Genomic DNA, 19,161 nt, shown 5'->3' with positions numbered 1-19,161 from the left:
TATGAGGTAAGACGTATCCGTTTTCCGAACCTGCATATTCATGCAAAACTCACGATAATTCGCCTTATGAGCATTCATAGTTGTTTAATAGGGTAATTATACCATAGCTATAGCGCTTCACTTATTTTTGATAACAGGATCACCGAAATTACTACATTTCCCTTTTTGTGTCCTTTCTCAACATAACGGTGCGCTTCTGGCGTTTGTTCAAACGGATAGATGCTATCTATGACCGATTTCACTGCTCCTGCCTCCACTAGCTCTTTGAGAAAAATTAAATCCTCAAGCCGAACCTTTGCAATTCCCTGTCCTTCAACGGTCACATACACCCCGTCCGGTAGCAATACGTTCTTGCATTTGGATTTGGAGGTTTTCCCTACAGCATCGAAGATGATATCGTAACGCTTACCGCTTGCCGCCCAATCCTCCTTTGTATAATCAATGACATCGTCAGCTCCGAGAGACTTCACCAATTCCATATTGCCGGTACTGCACACCCCTGTAACTTCAGCGCCAAAATATTTAGCAAGCTGCACAGCGGAAGTTCCTGTTGCGCCGGAAGCCCCATAAATCAGTATTTTTTGGCCGCTTTGAATCTTTCCTTTCCTCAGAAAATACAATGCTGTCGTTCCCCCAAAAAGGATCGAAGCGGCCTCCTCATGAGTCGTATTGGTTGGTTTTATGGTCACCGTACTATCTGCTGCGAGGCAAATGTACTCTGCATAACCGCCAAATTTCATTCCCGTAAATGCATAAATCGGGTCGCCGTTCTTGAATCCCTTAACCCCTGTCCCTACCGCTTCGATTACACCCGATAACTCCGTTCCAAGAATCGGGTTTCTTGGTCTTCGGATGCCTAGAAATAGCCTCATAGGAATTTTGTACAAGAGAGGGCTTTTGAAGCTGCGAACTCTGCAGTCGCCTGAAGTAACGGTTGTCGCATGAATTTTGATCAACACTTCATTATCCTTAGGAATAGGCTTCTTTATTTGCTGAAGCTTCAGAACATCCGGCGATCCATAATTTGTGCATACAATTGCTTTCATGGTTTTCCTCCAAACCTGAATTTGCATTTAGTATAGCTGCTGCACGGCATTGAAATATAGATACTAAAGTATGGTTTGCTGAAATTAGATTCTCCACCTCACTAGCCCTGCTTACAGCAAGCCTGATTTGCGGGCACATGCAACTGCTTCCGTTCGCCGCGTAACCTGCAATTTGTCAAAAATCATCCGATTGTGGCCTTTCACCGTACTCAGAGCAAGAAAAAGCCGCTCGCTGATTTCACGATTTGACCGTCCTTCTGCGATCAGCCGCAAAACCTCCAGCTCCCGCTCGCTCAGCCGCTCAATTAGCAGATCGGCAGGCTGCACATACTTCTGCTGTGAGGGTTCCAAAACCGAATCAAAACCCTCAACCGTATAAGCAGTCAGCAGTTGTTCTAAATAAAGCTGCATCATTCCAGTTGCCGCTGCTTCGCACAATAGCCGCTGCATCGGCCTTCCTTCGTCGACAAAGCTTCGGATAAAGCCTCCAGGTTCAGCCATCCTCAAGGCTTCTGCTAGTATTTGCGAAGCCCGTGACTTTTCGCCAGATGCTTGCAGAACAACGGACAACAGCACCATCACCTTCAGCTGCTCATTCTTATGCTCTGCCGCCTCCGCCTCCTCCTTAAGCTGTCCTAGCAGTGCCAGTGCCCCAGCCATGTCTCTTTGTTCCAATTGTACTCTAGCTTGACTAAGGCGACGCTCATGCTTTTGTGCCAGATCGTCGGCTGCGGGCATATCCCCCTGTTGTAGCCGCACAAGCACGAGCGTATCAACAATCGTAGGCAGCTGCTGCGTAAAATGATGCTGCCGCGCCAAAAGCTCAGCTTTAGCCAAGAGAGCAGCCGCTTCATTTCTCTCTCCCTCGGCAAGCTTTACCTTTGCTAAAAGCACCTCGCCCGCAACGACTCGATCCGTGCTGTCAAACTGTTTCGCCAGTTGCACGCTCTGCTCACCATGCTTCTTAGCCCTCTCCAAGTCGTTCCATTCATAAAAGATGCGGGCTAATCCCAGATGCGCCTCGCAAGCCACTGGAATGGGCGAGTCTCCTGTTATCGTTAGAACTTGCCGATAGGACTGTAACGCTTCTTCAAGCTCGTTTTCCGTTTCATGTATGTGCCCCAAGCCAAGGGTAGACATGATCGAAATGATGGCATGCCCGATCATCTGACTGCTAACTAGAGCTTCCGTATACGCTTTGCGGGCAGCGATACGATCACCTTGGAGATGATATGCATATCCGAGTGCCCAGTTCGTGGCTGTGCGGACGGGCAGGTTGTTAGGGTGCAAATATTCAAGAGCACGAATCGATTCAGTTATGATGGTGTCTGCCTGATGCTTACTGACAGCCAGTGAAGCGCGTATAGCGGAAATATGTCCCAAAAGATCACGATTGTTATCGTCTGGCTCTGCAGTCCGCAGTGCTTGTTCAGCGGCTTGCAGTTTTTGTTCAACACCCGTCAATTGGCCAACCATCAGCATGGCCGAGGCATGCATCACCCATAAAGAGGGCATTTCATCCCGGTCTTTATTGGACAAGGAGTCGAGCCACTTCATGACAGGGTACACCGCTCCGCGAAAGAGCAAAGGCATCCCGTTTCCCTCCGCAAGCCGGGCAGCGCGCCGATGATCCCCTGCCGCCCCCGCGTGATGAAAGGCATCAAGCTCCTGGCCATGCTCTTCATACCATTTGCTCGCTCGTGTATGCAATTGTGCCACTTGGCTAACGCCATCTCCTGCATTAAAGGAATTGTTCTGATGGAGTCGTTTCCGCAGCAAATCAGCAAACAGGTGATGATATCGGTACCACTGCCGCTCGTTGTCCAGCGGGACGATGAATAGGTTGGCGCGTTCGAGAAATTCCAATTGTTCTTGTCCGGAAGGAGAAGGGGACCGCTTGTCCTTGTCATCGCTACAAAGAACGGCATCGCAAAGCGGGCCGGACAACCGTTCGAGAATAGAGGTGCGCAGCAAAAAAACTTGGATGCTTAAGGATTGCTGCTGCAATACTTCTTCAACCAAATAATCCATAACGAAGCGATGGCTGCCAGTGAAGGATTGGATGAAGCTAGCGGGATCTTCATGTCCCTTCACAGATAACGCGGCTAGCTGCAATCCAGCAATCCAGCCTTCCGTTCGGGATTCGAGCAAGGTAATATCTTTCACTGTAAGGCTTAAACCCATCACTCGAGTCAAAAATTCGGCAGCTTCACTCGAAGTAAAGCGCAGGTCTGAGGCGCGTACTTCCGCCAATTGGTTTCTGGCACGTAACCGCGCCAAGGGCAGCCGCGGAGCTTGACGAGTAGTTATGATGACATGCAACTGTGGCGGCATTCGCTCGATAAGCATCGCAATGGCATGGTCAATGGGTCCAGTATCCAATACGTGGTAATCGTCAAGAACAAGGATGAAAGGGTCTGGAATGGCGCTGATTTCATTAAGCAAGGCTGTAATGATCAATTCGACTGGCGGGAGCTGAGGAGATTGGAGCAAAGCAAATACGCCTTCTCTATTGCTTGTGGCAATGGTCTGCAAAGCCGCGGTGAGGTAAGTCAGAAAGCGTGCAGGGTCGTTATCCCCTTCGTCCATGGATAACCAGGCAACTGGTCGTTCACAAGCAGCCAGCCACTCGGTAACGATCGTCGTTTTGCCATAGCCTGCAGAGGCAGTGATGACCGTTAACTTGCCGTGCAAGCCGTCTGCCAGTTGCTCCATTAGACGGGGTCGCAGGACAATGCCGGGACGGGACGGGGGCATATGTAATTTTGTAAACAGGATTGGAATAGTCATATTTAAATTATAAAGACCGTCGTTCTCCAACGTCAACTAAAGCACAGGATAAGGATTAATATTATTTTAGAAAACAAAAATAAGCCCTGTTCCAGAGGAATTTCTTCCCCGCGGCACAGGACTTTACTCATAATTACGGCCCTTTAACTATATTTAGGTTCGAACCGCTTCATCTTTGCTTGAATAACCTTATTCCTTACCTAAAAAATGCTCAATGAACACGTCCAGCTGGTATTCCAGGCTCAGTGGATCATTAAAGTAGAATCGCTTGGCATCGACTTCGAAGACGTGATTGTTTTGGACAACAGGAAGGCTCTTATAAACCTGCGTATCTTGAAAAGAGTTGTCTTCATCGGCATCCTTGCTGAATATAACGTAATCGCCAAGGTAATCATTTAACACTTCCGTTGATAAAGCTAAATAACCTTCCGTTTTCGTTCCCTCTTCGACTTTCTGGGGCATAGCAAACTTTAAGTCCCCATAGAGCAGCTCGGTTCCGCGACCAAAGTTATACCCGTATACGTAGAGCTGCTTGTTAAACGTCTCGATAACGGAAACCGTCGCGTTTTCCCCGATCTTCGCCCGAATCTCTTCTCCAGCCTTTTGGGTTCGAACTTGAAAATCGTTGACCCAAGCCTGCGCTTCTTTTTCTTTATTGAGCAATTTTCCAACTTCAAGCTGTTGCTCCAAATAATTCAATTTATTATACGTGTAAGTAACCGTAGGCGCGATTTGCTCAAATTTATCGATATTCTGAATATCAGACAGCCCGATAATAAGGTCTGGCTGCAGCTCAAGGATTTTCTCCAAACTTTCGTCACTTACCGCCTCAACGTCCTTTAACTGCTCTTCAAAGTTCGGATTCGATTTGGACATTTCGTCTACCCCAACCAATGGCACGTCCAGTGCCATAACATTACCGGTCAAAAAACGAGTAAGCACGACGACGCGTTTAGGATTTCTAGGGACCTCGACAGGCCCTTTCTCTGATTGATAGATTACTGTAGCAGATTCCGCATCCGCAGAAGCCTCTGGGGACGGGCTTGGCGCATTGCTAGCAGGATTGGCATTATTTTCTTGGTTTCCGCTGCAAGCAGTCACAAGCACCCCAAAAATGAGGACTAGCGGAATAAAAAACTTTCTCATACAATGACTCTCTCCCTTTTGAATAACGATGTGGCAATGATTTTATCTGATTATGAAAATCATTATCATCATTATAGGGTGCCATCCTGCACCTATCCATGCCTTTTTGTACGGAAATGAGCTTGGACTATTGGTTGCCTGAAAATAAAGCTACCGCACGCCCAAGCTGCAATTGAATGGAAACTGGGTTGTAAGGCACCCATTCATCCTTATCCAGCAGCTGCACACGATTCTGCCTTACGGCGGGAAGCTCTTTCCAATCCGAAGAGAGAAATATTCTTTCCGCATGCGCCGTAGAGCCTTTGGTATCAGGAAATACAATGACGAATATTCGTGATCCTGCATAATCAACAAGCTCTGATCTTTCAATCGGAACGGAATGAAATTCATCACCCAGCTTTTCGAGCTCTTGTCCAATCTTTGCTGGGGGCTGTAACCCTAGTGATTGATACATCACATATCCGACATTACGCGCTCCGTAAACGAGCAGCTCCTCGGGCTTGATAACCATAATCGTTAAGGTTTCATTTGCAACTCCACTTTGCTGCACCATGGTTCTGGCAGCCTGCTCCTCCTTTTCAAACACAGCCAACCACTCCTCTGCCCGGTCGCTGCGCTGAATCGCCTGAGCAATAAGCCGAAGATGATCCTTCCATCCCATTTTCATCCATGGAACTTCAACGATTGGTGCTGCACCCCGCAAATGGCCTGAATGCAGCCCAAATTGATGCATATGCTCATTTGCCGCAATAATCAGCTCAATGTTGTTATCCAACAAAGCCGACCTCACCTGTTCAGCAGAGCCATTGGCATTAATAAACATCATGGTTTGCGGTTGCGGAAGGTCTATCGTATTCAAGTATTCACTACTTTCCGAAATAATGACAGAAGGCTCCAGTCCAAGCAACAGCAAGTGGCTAGCATACGGCGCTAGCAGTACGGCGATTCGTTGTAATGACCCGCCGCTGTAATCTGAAGGCGAAACACCGGTTTGCTGCTTGAAACGTCGGCTGAGATAAAATTCGTCCTTGTACCCTACCTTCTGCGCAATTTCCCTCAGTGTGCCCGAACCACTCATTAATAGCTCTTTGGCTCGGTGAACGCGCAGCCGTGATAAGTATTCATTAGGAGTGAAACCCGTCAACTGTCTAAAAAGAATCGAATAGTGAGATTGGCTTATGCCCGCCATGGCGGCCAACTGCTCACGCGTGATTTTTTCGCCATAGTGGTTCTCCAAATAAGTAATGCTGCGTTCCATAGAGGGCTGCTCACTTGCCGCATATTTGGCGTCCTGCTGCTCCAGAAGCCTTAGAATGATTTGATAAAAGGTCATTTGATTTTGTACATGCCTTGCCTCGTTTGCCGGCAACCGGTGGATATAAAGCTCCTCCACATCAGCCACAATCTGAGGCTCATGCGAGAAGAACAACACACTTGAACGAGAGGCTATCTCGCTTCTTTGAACCAACGCACCGGATGACATCGGGCTCGCCTGCTCCTGGGAACTGATTGAAAGCATGTAAGTATGAAGAGGCTGTGATAAATTTCCAATTAAGGCAGCATGGCTTTGTGCCGGGAGAAGGATGACACTCCCCTCCGCAAGTTCGTAGGATTGATCATTGATTCGGAAAGTGCCCTTGCCTCCGGCAATCGCAAGAATCACCGCTAGACTCTCATGAATTTTATGCATGGGCTGATTAGAGGTGCTGTACAGCGAATGTATGCTGCCAATCGTATATAAAGGAAAGTGGGACTCCGCCCATTCCGAGACAACGTTTTTCATAACCAAAGCCTCCATTAAGGTATACGGTGCATTTATGCTAATGATTGTGTTGACTCCATCGTATCATATTATTCAATGAGAAATTAGCACAGCGGAATCGCTAAGACCAGCACTTAGGCAAAAAAAGAGGGCATCCCTCTGAAGGTCATAGAACCTTCATCGGAATAACCCCCTATTTTTTTAGAAAAACATAAGCTAGTCCATGCCATTCTTTTCCCGAATGTCATACAAGCCTTGAAGCAGCAGCTCCCCTGGATCCCGATTCAGCTGCAAATGCGTGAGCAGGATATGCAGAGGAATAGCGCAAACGTTATTCCCTTCGATAATCGATGGAAATCCTGCTTCAAAGACCGGACCGTGGTCTTCGTTCCAAGCAAGGCCTGCATGTACCTTCTCAGGAGCGAACTCTTCTGTTACCGCTTTGATGCATTGTGGAACGAGAAGGTTGTCGATAATTGCCTTTGCCTCATCTTCGCTCGAAGCCGGTTGCGGAAGAGTTTTTCCACCTTTGGTTTCCATTAGCTCGACAAAGAAAGAAGCCATCCATAAGGCTGGATCATTCCCTGATTGGAATCTAGCAATCAACTCACGCAGAAAAAAGCCGCAGGAGTATACACTATCCGTCTCATCCTTCACATGAAATACAAAAACCGGGCCGTAAGCTTCGAGATTCAATACTTGCCCCTCGACGTTATCATATTGCGTTTTTAGAGCTACAAGACCATTATGATGAACAGCCTTTAGAAGCTCTGCCCATTTCTCCTCTGTCATGACCGGTTCCGTGCTGTTTACTTCCTCGTTTGTTGTCTCATTGTTCATTGTCATCGTCACCCCTCAGCTTCTATCATACCATTCAGCGGGAGCGGCTGGAACTACCTGAATGCAAGAGAAAATAGGTTAAATTTAGAATGGGAACTTTATTGGAATCCATACGTTATAAAACCATTCTTAACCATACGTCGGATAAACGACACCCGGCGATGAAGCTGAATAAAAAGCACCATTCTCATAAACTAGCGTCTCATTTCCGTCCACGCCAAAAGAAATATGTGTCTCACCGTACTCAATAATACCTTCAACCCTGCGCGCAGTCATCCCGATCACCGCCTTCAGATTTCCTGCACGGTCAGTCACCAGGCGAATGCCTGACGGGAAACGGTATCGCAGCTTGCCGCTGACATAAATACTCGCCATCTCCTCTTTATTAATTAGCTCATAAGCTGTTCCATCAACCGTACGGCTGTAGGCGGTATGCTCGGCCAATGAAATGCCATGATCCAATGGATAAGGCAGCAATCCGGTAAACCATAGCTCACTCCCGGTTGTCGGGAAAATACCACAGAGCCTTTCAATATAATCAAGCAAGCATAGTATGGACGGGGAATACGATTCCGTATAGCCCTCCTCTCCGGTCCACGGGCTGAGGCATTGCCCGAACTGTGTCATGCGTGACAGCGCCGATATAATCGGCTGCAATATCCAGGTGAGCTCCACATAGCGCTGATGATATTCAAAGGCATGCGGAGCACGAATGAGGCTGAGAAAGTTCGTTGCACCCGCCCAAGTATTATAGCTCGAAAAGGGATCAAACCGCGGATCCTCCATCGACAGCGATGTAAACGGATATTTTGCAAAAAACTTGGAGGTATTGAGCAAATATCGCCTCAGCATCTCGTCAAAAAAATCCCTGTCTCCCACCTCACTTGCAAGGACGCGGAGCAGCACATCGGATTGAACGCGCACGAATTGCCCCTGCTTATCCACATCATAAAAAAAATGATCCACTTGGTCAAAACAATGCTTCATCAGACTCTCCAACCCATGCTCCGCCTTTTCCCGCCACTGGTCGTCCGAGAGCCCAAGCTCGCGCGCCATTTGACCAAGATATTTGCGGCTGCAATATACGCTGGCAGTCAGATCCGGTGCTAAAAACGGCAAAATAGGAGAATCGGGATTCACGAGCGCCGGGTCATTCAAATGAGGAGTATCCGGCACATGCCAAAACCTTGGCGATAAATCATGGCCTGTGTCAAATGCACAAAACGCCTCCACACAGCCCTTTCCCCGCGTATTGCGATATTGCGACAGCCAGTTATCATATCGAGATAACGCCTCGTACATCTGTGGTAAAAAGGATGGCGCTGTCTGATTTCTATGCAGCGCATAATGGTTCCAGGCACTTCTAGCCGGCGGCGTAACGAGCTGAATTTGCTTAAATACAGCGCCCTCTGCCGTAATTTTGTAAGGCACCAAGCCGTCTTCACGCTGCAGCGCTGCAAACTGGCTGTAGGTTGCTTCAGCAACAGACGGGATAAACCGAGAGCAAAGCTCGGCATTTATCGTTCCGGTACTCTCCAGCCAGCAGCCTAGATAGACCCCTCCCTCCTGAAGAATCGGTGCTTGTTGTGCATTTGGAACGATGCAATCCAGCAGCTTGCGCACCGCCCGGTAATACACTGACTCCAGAACAGGCGACGAAGCAGAGAATTTCACCCCAGAGTCGATAAACTGCTGCAAAATAGCTTCGTCGGACGGTTTGCCTAGCTCACCTACCCGCTGAGCCACATCCAGATCCCCAAACGATTGCCGAAAGTAGTTCAGCTCACGCGGAGCATTCGTACTCATAATTGATTCTCCTCCATCCTATTGTGCAGCATTACGCCGTATCATCGTTCTTAGCTTAGAGCAGCCTCACCTTTTTCCTTCTCTATGCAGGCAAAAATAAACGGTGCCACCCCTTTGGAGTCATTAGAGACCACCTGTTCGCTAATATAATAAGTGAAGGAACCGTCGCGATAAGGCTCCCCGCCTAATCCCGCAACACGGTTAATGCCATGCACATGCACATTCCCAGCATCATCTATCGCCGCTGCATGCTGCAGCAGTCCGTCATACCCTTGGTCAGCCGAAGCACGGTACTTCCCGCTAAGATAGCCCTGATTGAGCGCCTTTTGAGCTGCGTACACGATCATGGCCGAGCCGGAGCTTTCCAAATAATTACCGAAGCGCCCTTCCTCGCCAAGCACCTGATGCCACAGCCCGGTCGCGCTGTCCTGCACTCGTATTAAAGCCGCAAACAGCCGCTCATACGTGCCGATAAGCTGTCCTCGCAAGCTATGGCTAATAGGCATAAAGTCAAGAACATCGACGATAGCCATGCCGTACCAGCCAATCGCCCGTACCCAAGCATGAGGCGAACGGCCATGCTCCGGGTGCGCCCACTCCTGCTCCCTGCTTTCGTCGTAGGCATGGTGCAGCAGACCCGTCAGCGGATTACGCGTGCGAGACTCGGCAATCAGAAGCTGGCTGGCCACATCATCCAGAAGTTCCAGCCGCTTCTCCATCCGTGCATATTCAGCAAGAAATGGAGCAGCCATATATAATCCATCCAGCCATACTTGGTAAGGGTATACCTTTTTGTGCCAGAAGCTCCCCTCCTCCGTGCGAGGCTGACCTTCCAGCTGGCTAATCAGCAGACGGGCTGCCTGCATGTAGTTGTCGGCCCCTGTTTGTTGATGCAAAAACAGCAGCACCTTGCCCTGATTGACCTGATCCAGATTGTAATCATTTAGATTATAGCTGTGAATTGAACCGTTTTCGGCAACGTAGGCATCGATATTTTTGCGAATATAGGACAAATATTCCTGCGAGCCGGTTCGCTCATACAAACGGGCGATCGCCAGCAGCAGGCAGCCGCTTTCATAATTCCAGCAATCACTCAAATAGGGGTGATCCGACAGCAGAGGATATTGCCTCATCAAAGAATCTACCGTTAGAACCGACCAGCTTTGTGTGGGCATAGGACTCCTCTCCTCCTCATTATGCTTTAACGGAACCGAGCAGAGCGCCTTTGGCAAAATGCTTTTGCAAAAACGGGTATACGAGCAGCACTGGCAGCGTTGCCACGACGATAACGGCCATTTTCACTGCTTGCGAAGGCGGCGGTACATCGGTATACACGGAATTGTCATAGCTCAGGCCGCTTGCCAATACGATAATTTGCCGCAGCAGCACTTGCGCCGGCCACTTGGCCGCATCGCTTAAATAGAGAATAGCGTGCATATACGTATTCCAATAGGTCACCGCATAAAAAAGTGAAATCGTTGCAATTGCCGGGAGAGAGCAAGGAATAATAATACGGAACAATATACCGAAATCGTTGCAGCCGTCCATTTTAGCCGATTCCTCCAATGCACCCGGGAGCCCCTGAAAGAAGGTTTTAAGTATGATCATATTAAACACGTTAATGGATACCGGAATAATCAAAGCCAGATATGAATCCAGCAAGCCCGTTTCCTTAACGGCCAGAAATGTAGGAATCATTCCGCCGTTGAACAACATCGTAAATACGAACAAAAACATGATCCAATTGCGTCCCATCAAATCCTTGCGTGACAGCCCGTAAGCCGTTAACACCGAAATGAACATGCTCCAAATGGTTCCAAACGCTGTCACGCCAATTGAAACGAGCATGGATCGAGTTAATGTACTAGTAGAAAAAATAAATCTGTATGCATCCAACGTAAATTCCGTTGGAATCAGCAGAAACTTTTTGGATGCTATTTCGCCTGCCGTCGCAAAGGAGCTGCCAAAAACGTGAATAAACGGCAGTACCGTCACCAATCCGATGATGCCTAGCAGTAGAACATTCACTCCATTAAAAATCCGTCCGCTCCATGATTTGTCGCCTACCATTTGTTTTCCTCCCCCCGTTCACTCTCGTGCTTCTAGTAAATGCCATCCTCGCCGTGTTTTTTCGCCAGCCAGTTCGCGCCAATAACCAGAACCAGCCCTACGAATCCTTTGAAAAAGCCGACTGCCGTGGAATAGCTGAGCTGCCCTTGATGGATACCCGTCACATATACATACGTATCGAATATTTCTGCCACCTGCCGATTTGTGGAATTGAGCAGCAAATACACATGCTCAAACCCCAGCTCCAGCACGTCGCCAATTTTCAGAATTAGCAAAACTATAATCACGCTTTTGATAGCCGGTAATGTAATGCTGACCATCTGTCTGATTCGACCCGCACCGTCCATCTTGGCCGCTTCGTACAGCTGTGGATCAACCGATGCGATTGCCGCTAGAAAAATAATGGTTCCCCAGCCAGCCTCACGCCATATGACCTGAAGAATATACATTGGGCGAAACCACTCTTCTTTAAGCAGGAAGTTGATTTTTTCAAACCCAAGCAACTCCAGCAAACTATTAAAAATACCGCCGTCCACCGTGAAAATAACAAAACTAATCGATACAACGATGACCCACGACATAAAATGCGGCAAATAAATCAAGGTCTGAACCGTCCGTTTGTATTTCTCCGACCGCAGCTCGTTAAGCATCAAAGCCAGAATAATGGGTATAGGAAAAAAGATCAGCAGCTGCAGAGCAAATAAAATAATCGTATTGGAGAAGATCATCCAAAAGTCCGGAGAGCCAAACAATCGTTCAAAATGCTCAAAGCCTACCCATTCGCTGCCAAGAATCCCTTGATAGGATTTGTAGTTCTGAAATGAGATAATCAGACCATACATGGGAATATATTTGTAAATCAAAATATACAGCAGTCCCGGAGAGATCATCAGGTACAGCCACTTGTTTTTTAGAATGTTACGCATGATATGGGCTCGCTTGCCTGACGACATTGTCAGTTGGTTGTTCATCTTTTCCGCCCTCCTAAAGCGTTTTATAAACAAGTTTAACTAGCGGAAAACAAGGATATATGACTATAGGCGATTAGGTTTCTATTCAAACTGCTATCTAGCAAGCAGAAATACAAGTATCGTTATGACAGCGGCTGTCCCCGCTTGTATTCAGCAGGAACACGCCGCTTAGCAGTACATTATTTGTTTTGCTCGTAGGCAGCGTTAAACTCATCGATCATTTGCATACCGCCCTCAGACTTCCAGCGTTCCACTGCCTTGTTAAATCCGGCCTCATCCATTTCGCCCAGCATATAGTTGTAGGTTGCATCCGTTATGATTTGAGCCAATCGGTCCTTGTGCTTGGTAAATGTATCGGAATCCAGCATAAGCGTTGGATCGGGCACGACAAACGCTTCATTGTCGACAAACAATTCCTGCGCTTTCTGCATTGGTGTGTAATCATACTTGCCTTCCAAACGGCTATTGGTCGCAGAATCACCAACCTCAATCGTATTGTACGGTTTTACATCCCGGTCAATTTTCGCTTGCTCCTTTACGGGTACAGCCTTGCCGTCGACAACGGTATAGTGCTCGTTCTCAATGCCCCAGTACAGCATATTTGCGATATCAGGACTCATCATGCCATCCATAAAGGCTAGCACCTGCTTCAGCTCTTCCTCTGTCTTAATCGCTGATTTCGGGAACAGATAAGGGTGGTTGAAGCCTGGTCCTGAGAATACGGTGAATTTGCCGCTTGGCCCCTTCACTTGATTAAACACCTCGAGTTGTGCATCAGGTTGCAATTGCGCCAATCCAGTATACAGCTGCTGCACATCACACATACAGCCGATATAAGCGCCGGCCTTGCTGTTCATGATCAGATTTTGCTGCTCGGTCTTGCTTGTAACTGGAAAATCAGAATTAATGTATCCGTTTGCACGCAGCTTCTTGAAAAACTCCATCGTTTCCTTGTATTCCGGGAACATAAATGCCGGTGCAAGCTTACCGTCCATTACACCCCACTCATTCGGCGTTCCGTTCCAGGAAGCGATCGTTTTGAATGCGCCGGATACCAGATCTCCGCGCTCTGCCAGACCAAAGGTATCCTTTTGACCATTTTGATCGGGATCCTCAATGGTGAATTTTTCAAGCATCGTGTACAATTCATCCAGGTTTTGCGGATCGGACAATCCAAGCTGCTTAGCCCAATCCTGACGATAGATGATACCTTGGCGGGATAATGGCCGCCCTTGATAGAGCGCATACAGTTTGCCATCCACTTTGGTATTATTCAGCACTTCCGGGTTCAGCTTCTTCAAGTTCTCATATTGATCGATATAAGCAGAAATGTCCCAGAACTGTCCGTCACGGATGGCCTCGCGGTTGGCGCCTGTAATCGAGATATTAACGATGTCCGTCAGGCTTCCCGTAGCAAAAGCTGCGCTCATTCGATCCGGGAACGTAGATGCCGGAATCCATTGAATATCCAAATCTACATTCAGCTTCTCTTCAATTAACTGCTCAATCTTGGGATCTGGCGTCTCTGCCATATGCAAAGGCGTCATGATGGAAATTTTTGCGGGAGCCGACTGACCGCCAGTCCCTTCTGATCCTCCATTTTCTTTGCCCCCTGTTGAAGCATTGCCGCTACCATTACTACATGCGCTTGCCAGCAGCGCTAGCGCCATCAGCATCCCCATTGCGACTTTTCTTTTCATGGTAATTCAACCCCTTAACCTGTATTTTCTGTTGCTGCTTCATCGTAAATGGTTAAGAAGCATATCGCCTATACTCATTTGGCTAGAACCCTTGCCATTCGTGACTTTCCGGCGATTATACGCCTCCATCCAACCAAATGATTATGCCTGACATACCGCTTTTTCATAACTTTATTACAGGCTGCTATACTGAGATCGATATTGCCCGGGCGTCATATCCTCTTGCTTGCGGAAAGCTCGGATAAAATTATGAGAATTGTTATATTTCAGCCGCTCTGCAATTTCCTTTACCGTCATATCCGTTTCCGTCAGCCACTGCTTGGCAATATGCAGTCGGTAGCTGGCCAAATATTCACTGAAGGTGTAGCCCGTCTCTTTCTTGAACACGCTGCTCAAATAGCTTGCATTATAATGCAGGCGCACAGCACAGTCTTCGAGCGTAAATTCGAAATCATAGTGATTTTGAATCAAATCGATAATCCGTTCTGAAAGCTTCTGATCCTGCGAATGGCGGCGTTCAGCGAATTGCTGAAGCATAGGCATGATCAATTTACCTTTAAACCAATCTTCTATTTCACCGCTGACATGCAGCGCCAATACTTCCTCGTAAAGCGACATTCGGTAGGTCCCACTCTTGCCCAGAGCAATCCCTGCTTCCTGCCCAAGCAAGAGCAGCCGATTGAGCAGCCGAACCAGCGACAGCTGATAATGATCCGGCAATTGAATCTGGTTAATCGCTTCGGCCATCCAATTGCTGAGCAGCAAAACCGCTTCCTCCTGCTCAGCCAGCTTGATCGCTTGAATCAAATCATGCTCAATGCGGGCCGGGTATTCGAAAGCAACGGAAGGTTTGCCCGAATGCAGACTACTGAAAGGTACAATAATCCCTTTGCCCAGTCGAATCCGGTGCGTCAGAGCCTCCAGTGATTCCTCGTACGCACGCGAAGCATATTTCATTTCCTGAAACGGCGCACTGATGCCAATACTGGCGGACAGGCCCAAATAACGAGTGATCAAATGCTTTACCAATTCTGTTAGTTGATAAAACGGCTCCTCCACTTGCTGCCAGCTTTCTTCCTTATAACCAGCGACAACGACCACCGAACGATCCATCAAAATAACTGGTAGCCGGTTTTTCTTTGGTATAACCTCTTCCGATATATTCAACATGGCAAACAGCAGCAGCTCCAGATCCTTGGATTCATAATGAGTATTTTCGAGCGTATCCACTTGTATCGCCAGTACCGCCATTTGCTGCCAATGAGGTTGAAAGCCAAAATAATTCATCTTCTCGTGAATTTCTGCGTCGCGCAAACTCCCGCTGAGCATGCGGTGAAGAAATAGCGAGCTCACCTGCTGCACCTGGCTCCGCATCTCACTCTCCAGCTTGGAGTTAGAGTTAAACAGATGCTTAATATGATCCTCGATCACTTGCACTTCATTACGAGGAGAAACCTCGCTGCCCGAATCGCGGCCTTCAATCGCTTTGACCAAACGCTTCAACGGAGTATACAGCTTATTCGTACCCAGCAGGACAAAAAGAATCGATAATATCATGATGAATAAACTAATGCCCAGCGTTAACCAGCCAATCTGCCTTGATTCCTCAGTCAACTGATCAATCGATACGACAGACAGATAGGTCCAGCCGTTGAAGGTGGATTTGTAATAGGTAACCGTGTAAGGCCGACTGTCATACATCGCCTGCAGTTGCCCTGATGGACCGTCAAAGCTCATCTCGGCCCCATATACCGGATGAGACGAAAGTGGCTTGCCTATCATGGCGCTGTCTTTATGAAGCACAATTCGCTGCTCCTCATTCAGCACGATGATCTCTTCCTGGCCCTCTCCATCCGTTATTAATTCGGCAATGCTGCAAGCCGGAATGTTGGCAATCGCTAGCGCATATTTGTTAATCGTAATATTCGGCAGCTTTTTCACCAGACTGATCATATAAGGACAGCTGCGACTCGAGATCGCATCCTTATAGCTATTCTTTTCTACTAAAAGCCAAGAAGTATTATGAATCAATTCAAATTTATCCAGATACGTCCGCTCGTCGGGATGCTCATTCAGCCGCTTGATGCCCGAATTTTTAATGAGCCAATTTCGCTGCTTGTTCACGATAATTACATCCTCGACCTTGGTATCAAAGGATTGTAAATGAGTAATTTCGCTTTTTAAATTGTTGTATAGTTGAAAATTTGGCGCGCTCATCACACTGTACAGAGCGTCCTCCATCACACGCGACTCGGCTAGATTCGTGAGTGTATGATCAACCGTCTTGAGCACTTGTTCAATATTGGCGTTCAGTTGCCGTACATACTGCAGCTCAGCCTGATTGACCCGCTCCTGCACTTGCTTGGAGGATTGGATATAGGAAAACAGCCCAATAATGAGCACGGGTAAAATACTGATTACGCTTCCAAAAAGAATCATTTTGTTCAACAGGCTTTTTCTGCGCATATCGCACGGCAACCTTTCTGCAAAGCTATTATGTATTCCCTCAAATGGTTACATATATTATAGGCATGTGTCCTTCGGACTAGCAATCATCATCCGATAGCAAAATTGAACAATAACCAACACAAAAGCCGTCCCAAATGGAACGGCTTCAGTGCATCTGTTGCTTTTCTTATATGAATACCTGATCTGTCGATCAAAAAGTATCGTAAAAGCAATGTCTTGAGTAACTGATTTTTATGCAATTAAAATTTATGTTACCACTCTACTAAATAGTTAGTTGCCTTCCCAATAACGAAATTACCAAAGTCAACTACGATTTCAATAATCCTCCAACCGTAATCCAGCGTGTTTGAAGTATAGACATACGAACCTAGACTTGGACTCGAGGATGTCAATGTCAGGCTGACCGTTTGATAAATGTAATTACCCGGATATCCATTCAAAAGTTTGACTCTGACCTCAACCGGTCCGTTAGACGCCGGCTGATAATTCGCATCAAAAGAAGTGACATTAACCGTAAGTTTTCGGTTTCCGAATGTTTCACTAAGATTAGTCCCATTGCCAGGAACTGCAGGACCTGCAAAAGCCGAAATTGGAAGCGCTAACAAAAAAATCAAACATACAGTAACTACCATCGCAAACTTCTTCTTCATCATACATCCACCTCCAAAATTGTCATAAGCATTCAAACCCGGCACATCCCATAAATCTTTTATTCCGGGGCCTGTTTCTTACTAGATACACCACCTCTTTCATTCTGTATCGCCACTGACTCGCATTCTCATTATAGGCAGAAAACCAGATCGGTTAAAACGTGCATCATTTTACTTTAAAACCAATTGTTTACATTTTATGATTGCAGTTCAGTCGCATCAAACAAATAGCCAGCTTAACGGAATGGATGAATGGTTACACTTTTGTCACATTCGAATAGCCAAACGAGCAAACCAATCCCTGCCAACCTGTTTTCCCCGCCTAATAAAATGTTAGAATAGAGTAATCATTTCAAAATATAAATTAGGAGCAAAACCCGTGCGCGCACATCCCATTTCCATTTTACGTATTACCGGTCTATTAGATGGTATTTCATTACTCGTATTGCTAAGTATCGCTATGCCTTTAAAATATATTTGGGGAATCGAGCAAGCCGTCACGATTGTAGGCAGCATCCACGGCGGCATTTTCAGTATCTATGCCCTTGCGATCCTATATGCGGCCATTCGTATCAACTGGAGCCTCCTTTGGCCTGCAGCAGCAGTACTGGCGGCCTTTGTACCGCTTGGCAACTTTTTGCTGGACTGGCAGCTCAAGAAGGCACAAACGAAATATAAGGTACGGCCATTCAATTACGCCCTGCTTGTATACAGTATCGTATTTTTTTCCTTTTTTGATTTGTTCTCGCAGCTGCCAGTCATGAGCACCTTTGCTGCCTCCGTGGGTGCCAGCTCATTTGTGGTTGGTTTTGTCATTGGACTTTATTCGCTCGCCAATACGGTGGGCAATATTTTGTCGGGTATTATGACGGACAAGATTGGACCTTTCAAAATATTAATGGTCGGCTTGATATTATCCAGCGGCGCTCTCATGCTGTATCATTTCGTCGATCAGCCCTTCTTCTTAATCGTCGTTCGAATCCTGCATGGCTTTGTCGCCGGATTAATCGTACCTGCTGCCTTTACCTTTTCAGCAAATACAACGATTAATGACCAGCAAGGCAAAAAAGTTGCCTTCACTGGTACCTTCGTTGGTCTCGCAGCCATAATCGGACCCGCATTCAGCGGTATAATGGCCAGTAAAACCTCAGTGCCGTTCGTCTTTACATGCGTAGCTGTATTAGGTTTTTCACTTTCTATTCTTTCGGCTATTTTCCTTAGCAAGTATAAGGTAGCGAAGAAAGAGAAAATCAGTTCTGCCGTTCAACCATCAGGCTCGCTCTTTAACTCAGGCGTACTCAAGGCTTACGGCGGCGCTTTTTTCTTAATGTTCTCCCAAGGCGTAATCGCCTATTTGCTGCCTTTGCATGTTCAAACGCTCGGCTATGATTCAAGGCTAAGCGGAACCTTAATGAGCACGTTCGGAATTATTGCTGTCCTTATTTTTGTCCTGCCTACGAACCTGATTTTTGACCGGGTGCCCCCCGCCAAGACGATGGCCGTCGGTATTGGCTTGATGGGGATCAGCCAACTGCTCATCAGCCAATCGACAACTACGTTAGCTTTATATTTCGTGCTCGGACTATATGGCGTAGGCTTCGCCTTCTTATTTCCATCCATTAATACGATGCTTATTAAAGCGACCCCTGCCGAGCTTCGCGGAAAAGCTTACGGTTATTTCTACGCCTTCTTCTCGCTGGGAGTCGTTGCAGGATCCTCCGTACTCGGCTGGTTGCCCTTCGACATCACCGAAGGATTTATTTTCACCGGAATTGTATTGCTGGTATGTGCCGTTTTCGTCGCCTTTAACAAGCGGAGGGATTTAGCGTTGAATTCATAATTACGTTGGGATGCTTAACCCATGCTTGGCTATTCGGTCACATTGACAACCAGCATAGCTGTCATTAGTAT

At 47.2% G+C, this 19,161-nt stretch carries 13 protein-coding genes; 1 reads left to right on the top strand and 12 read right to left on the bottom strand.

The genetic code is table 11. The annotated features are described in order from the left end of the window. Positions 1 to 107: 107 nt before the first annotated feature. The 12 genes from E0496_RS26700 to E0496_RS26645 all read right to left on the bottom strand — a co-directional run bounded on the left by E0496_RS26700 (position 108) and on the right by E0496_RS26645 (position 17,250). On the bottom strand, positions 108 to 1,046 hold the full coding sequence (locus E0496_RS26700; RefSeq protein WP_141504832.1) for an NAD(P)-dependent alcohol dehydrogenase: 939 nt from the start codon (positions 1,044 to 1,046) through the stop codon (positions 108 to 110). Positions 1,047 to 1,157: 111 nt separating this feature from the next. Further along, complete coding sequence (locus E0496_RS26695; protein WP_338325880.1) at positions 1,158 to 3,761, bottom strand: winged helix-turn-helix domain-containing protein; 2,604 nt, start codon at positions 3,759 to 3,761, stop codon at positions 1,158 to 1,160. Positions 3,762 to 4,025: 264 nt separating this feature from the next. Next, a complete protein-coding gene (locus E0496_RS26690; protein ID WP_141504828.1) occupies positions 4,026 to 4,982 on the bottom strand; it encodes an iron-hydroxamate ABC transporter substrate-binding protein in 957 nt (318 codons plus the stop codon). 127 nt (positions 4,983 to 5,109) lie between these two features. After that, positions 5,110 to 6,765 (bottom strand): AraC family transcriptional regulator, encoded by a 1,656-nt coding sequence (locus E0496_RS26685; protein WP_141504826.1) that lies wholly within the window; start codon positions 6,763 to 6,765, stop codon positions 5,110 to 5,112. A gap of 195 nt (positions 6,766 to 6,960) precedes the next feature. Beyond that, positions 6,961 to 7,590: a hypothetical protein gene (locus tag E0496_RS26680; RefSeq protein ID WP_241675007.1), complete on the bottom strand. Its 630-nt coding sequence runs from the start codon at positions 7,588 to 7,590 to the stop codon at positions 6,961 to 6,963. A 123-nt stretch (positions 7,591 to 7,713) separates the two neighbouring features. Then, complete coding sequence (locus E0496_RS26675; protein ID WP_141504823.1) at positions 7,714 to 9,390, bottom strand: MGH1-like glycoside hydrolase domain-containing protein; 1,677 nt, start codon at positions 9,388 to 9,390, stop codon at positions 7,714 to 7,716. A gap of 50 nt (positions 9,391 to 9,440) precedes the next feature. Beyond that, positions 9,441 to 10,565 (bottom strand): glycoside hydrolase family 88/105 protein, encoded by a 1,125-nt coding sequence (locus tag E0496_RS26670; protein WP_141504821.1) that lies wholly within the window; start codon positions 10,563 to 10,565, stop codon positions 9,441 to 9,443. A gap of 19 nt (positions 10,566 to 10,584) precedes the next feature. Further along, positions 10,585 to 11,460, bottom strand: a complete 876-nt coding sequence (locus tag E0496_RS26665; protein WP_139995171.1) for a carbohydrate ABC transporter permease — start codon at positions 11,458 to 11,460, stop codon at positions 10,585 to 10,587. A gap of 32 nt (positions 11,461 to 11,492) precedes the next feature. Next, positions 11,493 to 12,413: an ABC transporter permease gene (locus E0496_RS26660; protein ID WP_420799845.1), complete on the bottom strand. Its 921-nt coding sequence runs from the start codon at positions 12,411 to 12,413 to the stop codon at positions 11,493 to 11,495. 197 nt (positions 12,414 to 12,610) lie between these two features. Beyond that, positions 12,611 to 14,131: an extracellular solute-binding protein gene (locus tag E0496_RS26655; protein ID WP_141504820.1), complete on the bottom strand. Its 1,521-nt coding sequence runs from the start codon at positions 14,129 to 14,131 to the stop codon at positions 12,611 to 12,613. Between the two features lie 174 nt (positions 14,132 to 14,305). After that, complete coding sequence (locus tag E0496_RS26650; protein ID WP_141504818.1) at positions 14,306 to 16,597, bottom strand: helix-turn-helix domain-containing protein; 2,292 nt, start codon at positions 16,595 to 16,597, stop codon at positions 14,306 to 14,308. A gap of 254 nt (positions 16,598 to 16,851) precedes the next feature. Beyond that, positions 16,852 to 17,250 (bottom strand): hypothetical protein, encoded by a 399-nt coding sequence (locus E0496_RS26645; RefSeq protein WP_206669877.1) that lies wholly within the window; start codon positions 17,248 to 17,250, stop codon positions 16,852 to 16,854. 379 nt (positions 17,251 to 17,629) lie between these two features. On the opposite strand from E0496_RS26645, the gene E0496_RS26640 reads away from it, so the two are divergent. After that, positions 17,630 to 19,090, top strand: coding sequence for an MFS transporter (locus tag E0496_RS26640; RefSeq protein WP_141504815.1), 1,461 nt, complete (start codon positions 17,630 to 17,632; stop codon positions 19,088 to 19,090). The last annotated feature ends 71 nt before the right edge of the window (positions 19,091 to 19,161 follow it).

Origin of the sequence: Paenibacillus luteus (assembly GCF_006542765.1) — a bacterium.
Taxonomy (GTDB): domain Bacteria; phylum Bacillota; class Bacilli; order Paenibacillales; family Paenibacillaceae; genus Pristimantibacillus; species Pristimantibacillus luteus.
Note: the sequence above shows the minus strand (reverse complement) of the source record. Positions and strands in the feature narration are given on the sequence as shown.

Excerpts from the sequence above, each read along its gene's own strand:
- E0496_RS26685 (WP_141504826.1), bottom strand. The coding sequence starts at position 6,765 with ATGAAAAACGTTGTCTCGGAATGGGCGGAGTCCCACTTTCCTTTATAT.
- E0496_RS26655 (WP_141504820.1), bottom strand. The coding sequence starts at position 14,131 with ATGAAAAGAAAAGTCGCAATGGGGATGCTGATGGCGCTAGCGCTGCTG.
- E0496_RS26680 (WP_241675007.1), bottom strand. The coding sequence starts at position 7,590 with ATGACAATGAACAATGAGACAACAAACGAGGAAGTAAACAGCACGGAA.
- E0496_RS26650 (WP_141504818.1), bottom strand. The coding sequence starts at position 16,597 with ATGCGCAGAAAAAGCCTGTTGAACAAAATGATTCTTTTTGGAAGCGTA.
- E0496_RS26665 (WP_139995171.1), bottom strand. The coding sequence starts at position 11,460 with ATGGTAGGCGACAAATCATGGAGCGGACGGATTTTTAATGGAGTGAAT.
- E0496_RS26700 (WP_141504832.1), bottom strand. The coding sequence starts at position 1,046 with ATGAAAGCAATTGTATGCACAAATTATGGATCGCCGGATGTTCTGAAG.
- E0496_RS26670 (WP_141504821.1), bottom strand. The coding sequence starts at position 10,565 with ATGCCCACACAAAGCTGGTCGGTTCTAACGGTAGATTCTTTGATGAGG.
- E0496_RS26695 (WP_338325880.1), bottom strand. The coding sequence starts at position 3,761 with ATGGAGCAACTGGCAGACGGCTTGCACGGCAAGTTAACGGTCATCACT.
- E0496_RS26660 (WP_420799845.1), bottom strand. The coding sequence starts at position 12,413 with ATGTCGTCAGGCAAGCGAGCCCATATCATGCGTAACATTCTAAAAAAC.
- E0496_RS26690 (WP_141504828.1), bottom strand. The coding sequence starts at position 4,982 with ATGAGAAAGTTTTTTATTCCGCTAGTCCTCATTTTTGGGGTGCTTGTG.
- E0496_RS26675 (WP_141504823.1), bottom strand. The coding sequence starts at position 9,390 with ATGAGTACGAATGCTCCGCGTGAGCTGAACTACTTTCGGCAATCGTTT.
- E0496_RS26645 (WP_206669877.1), bottom strand. The coding sequence starts at position 17,250 with ATGAAGAAGAAGTTTGCGATGGTAGTTACTGTATGTTTGATTTTTTTG.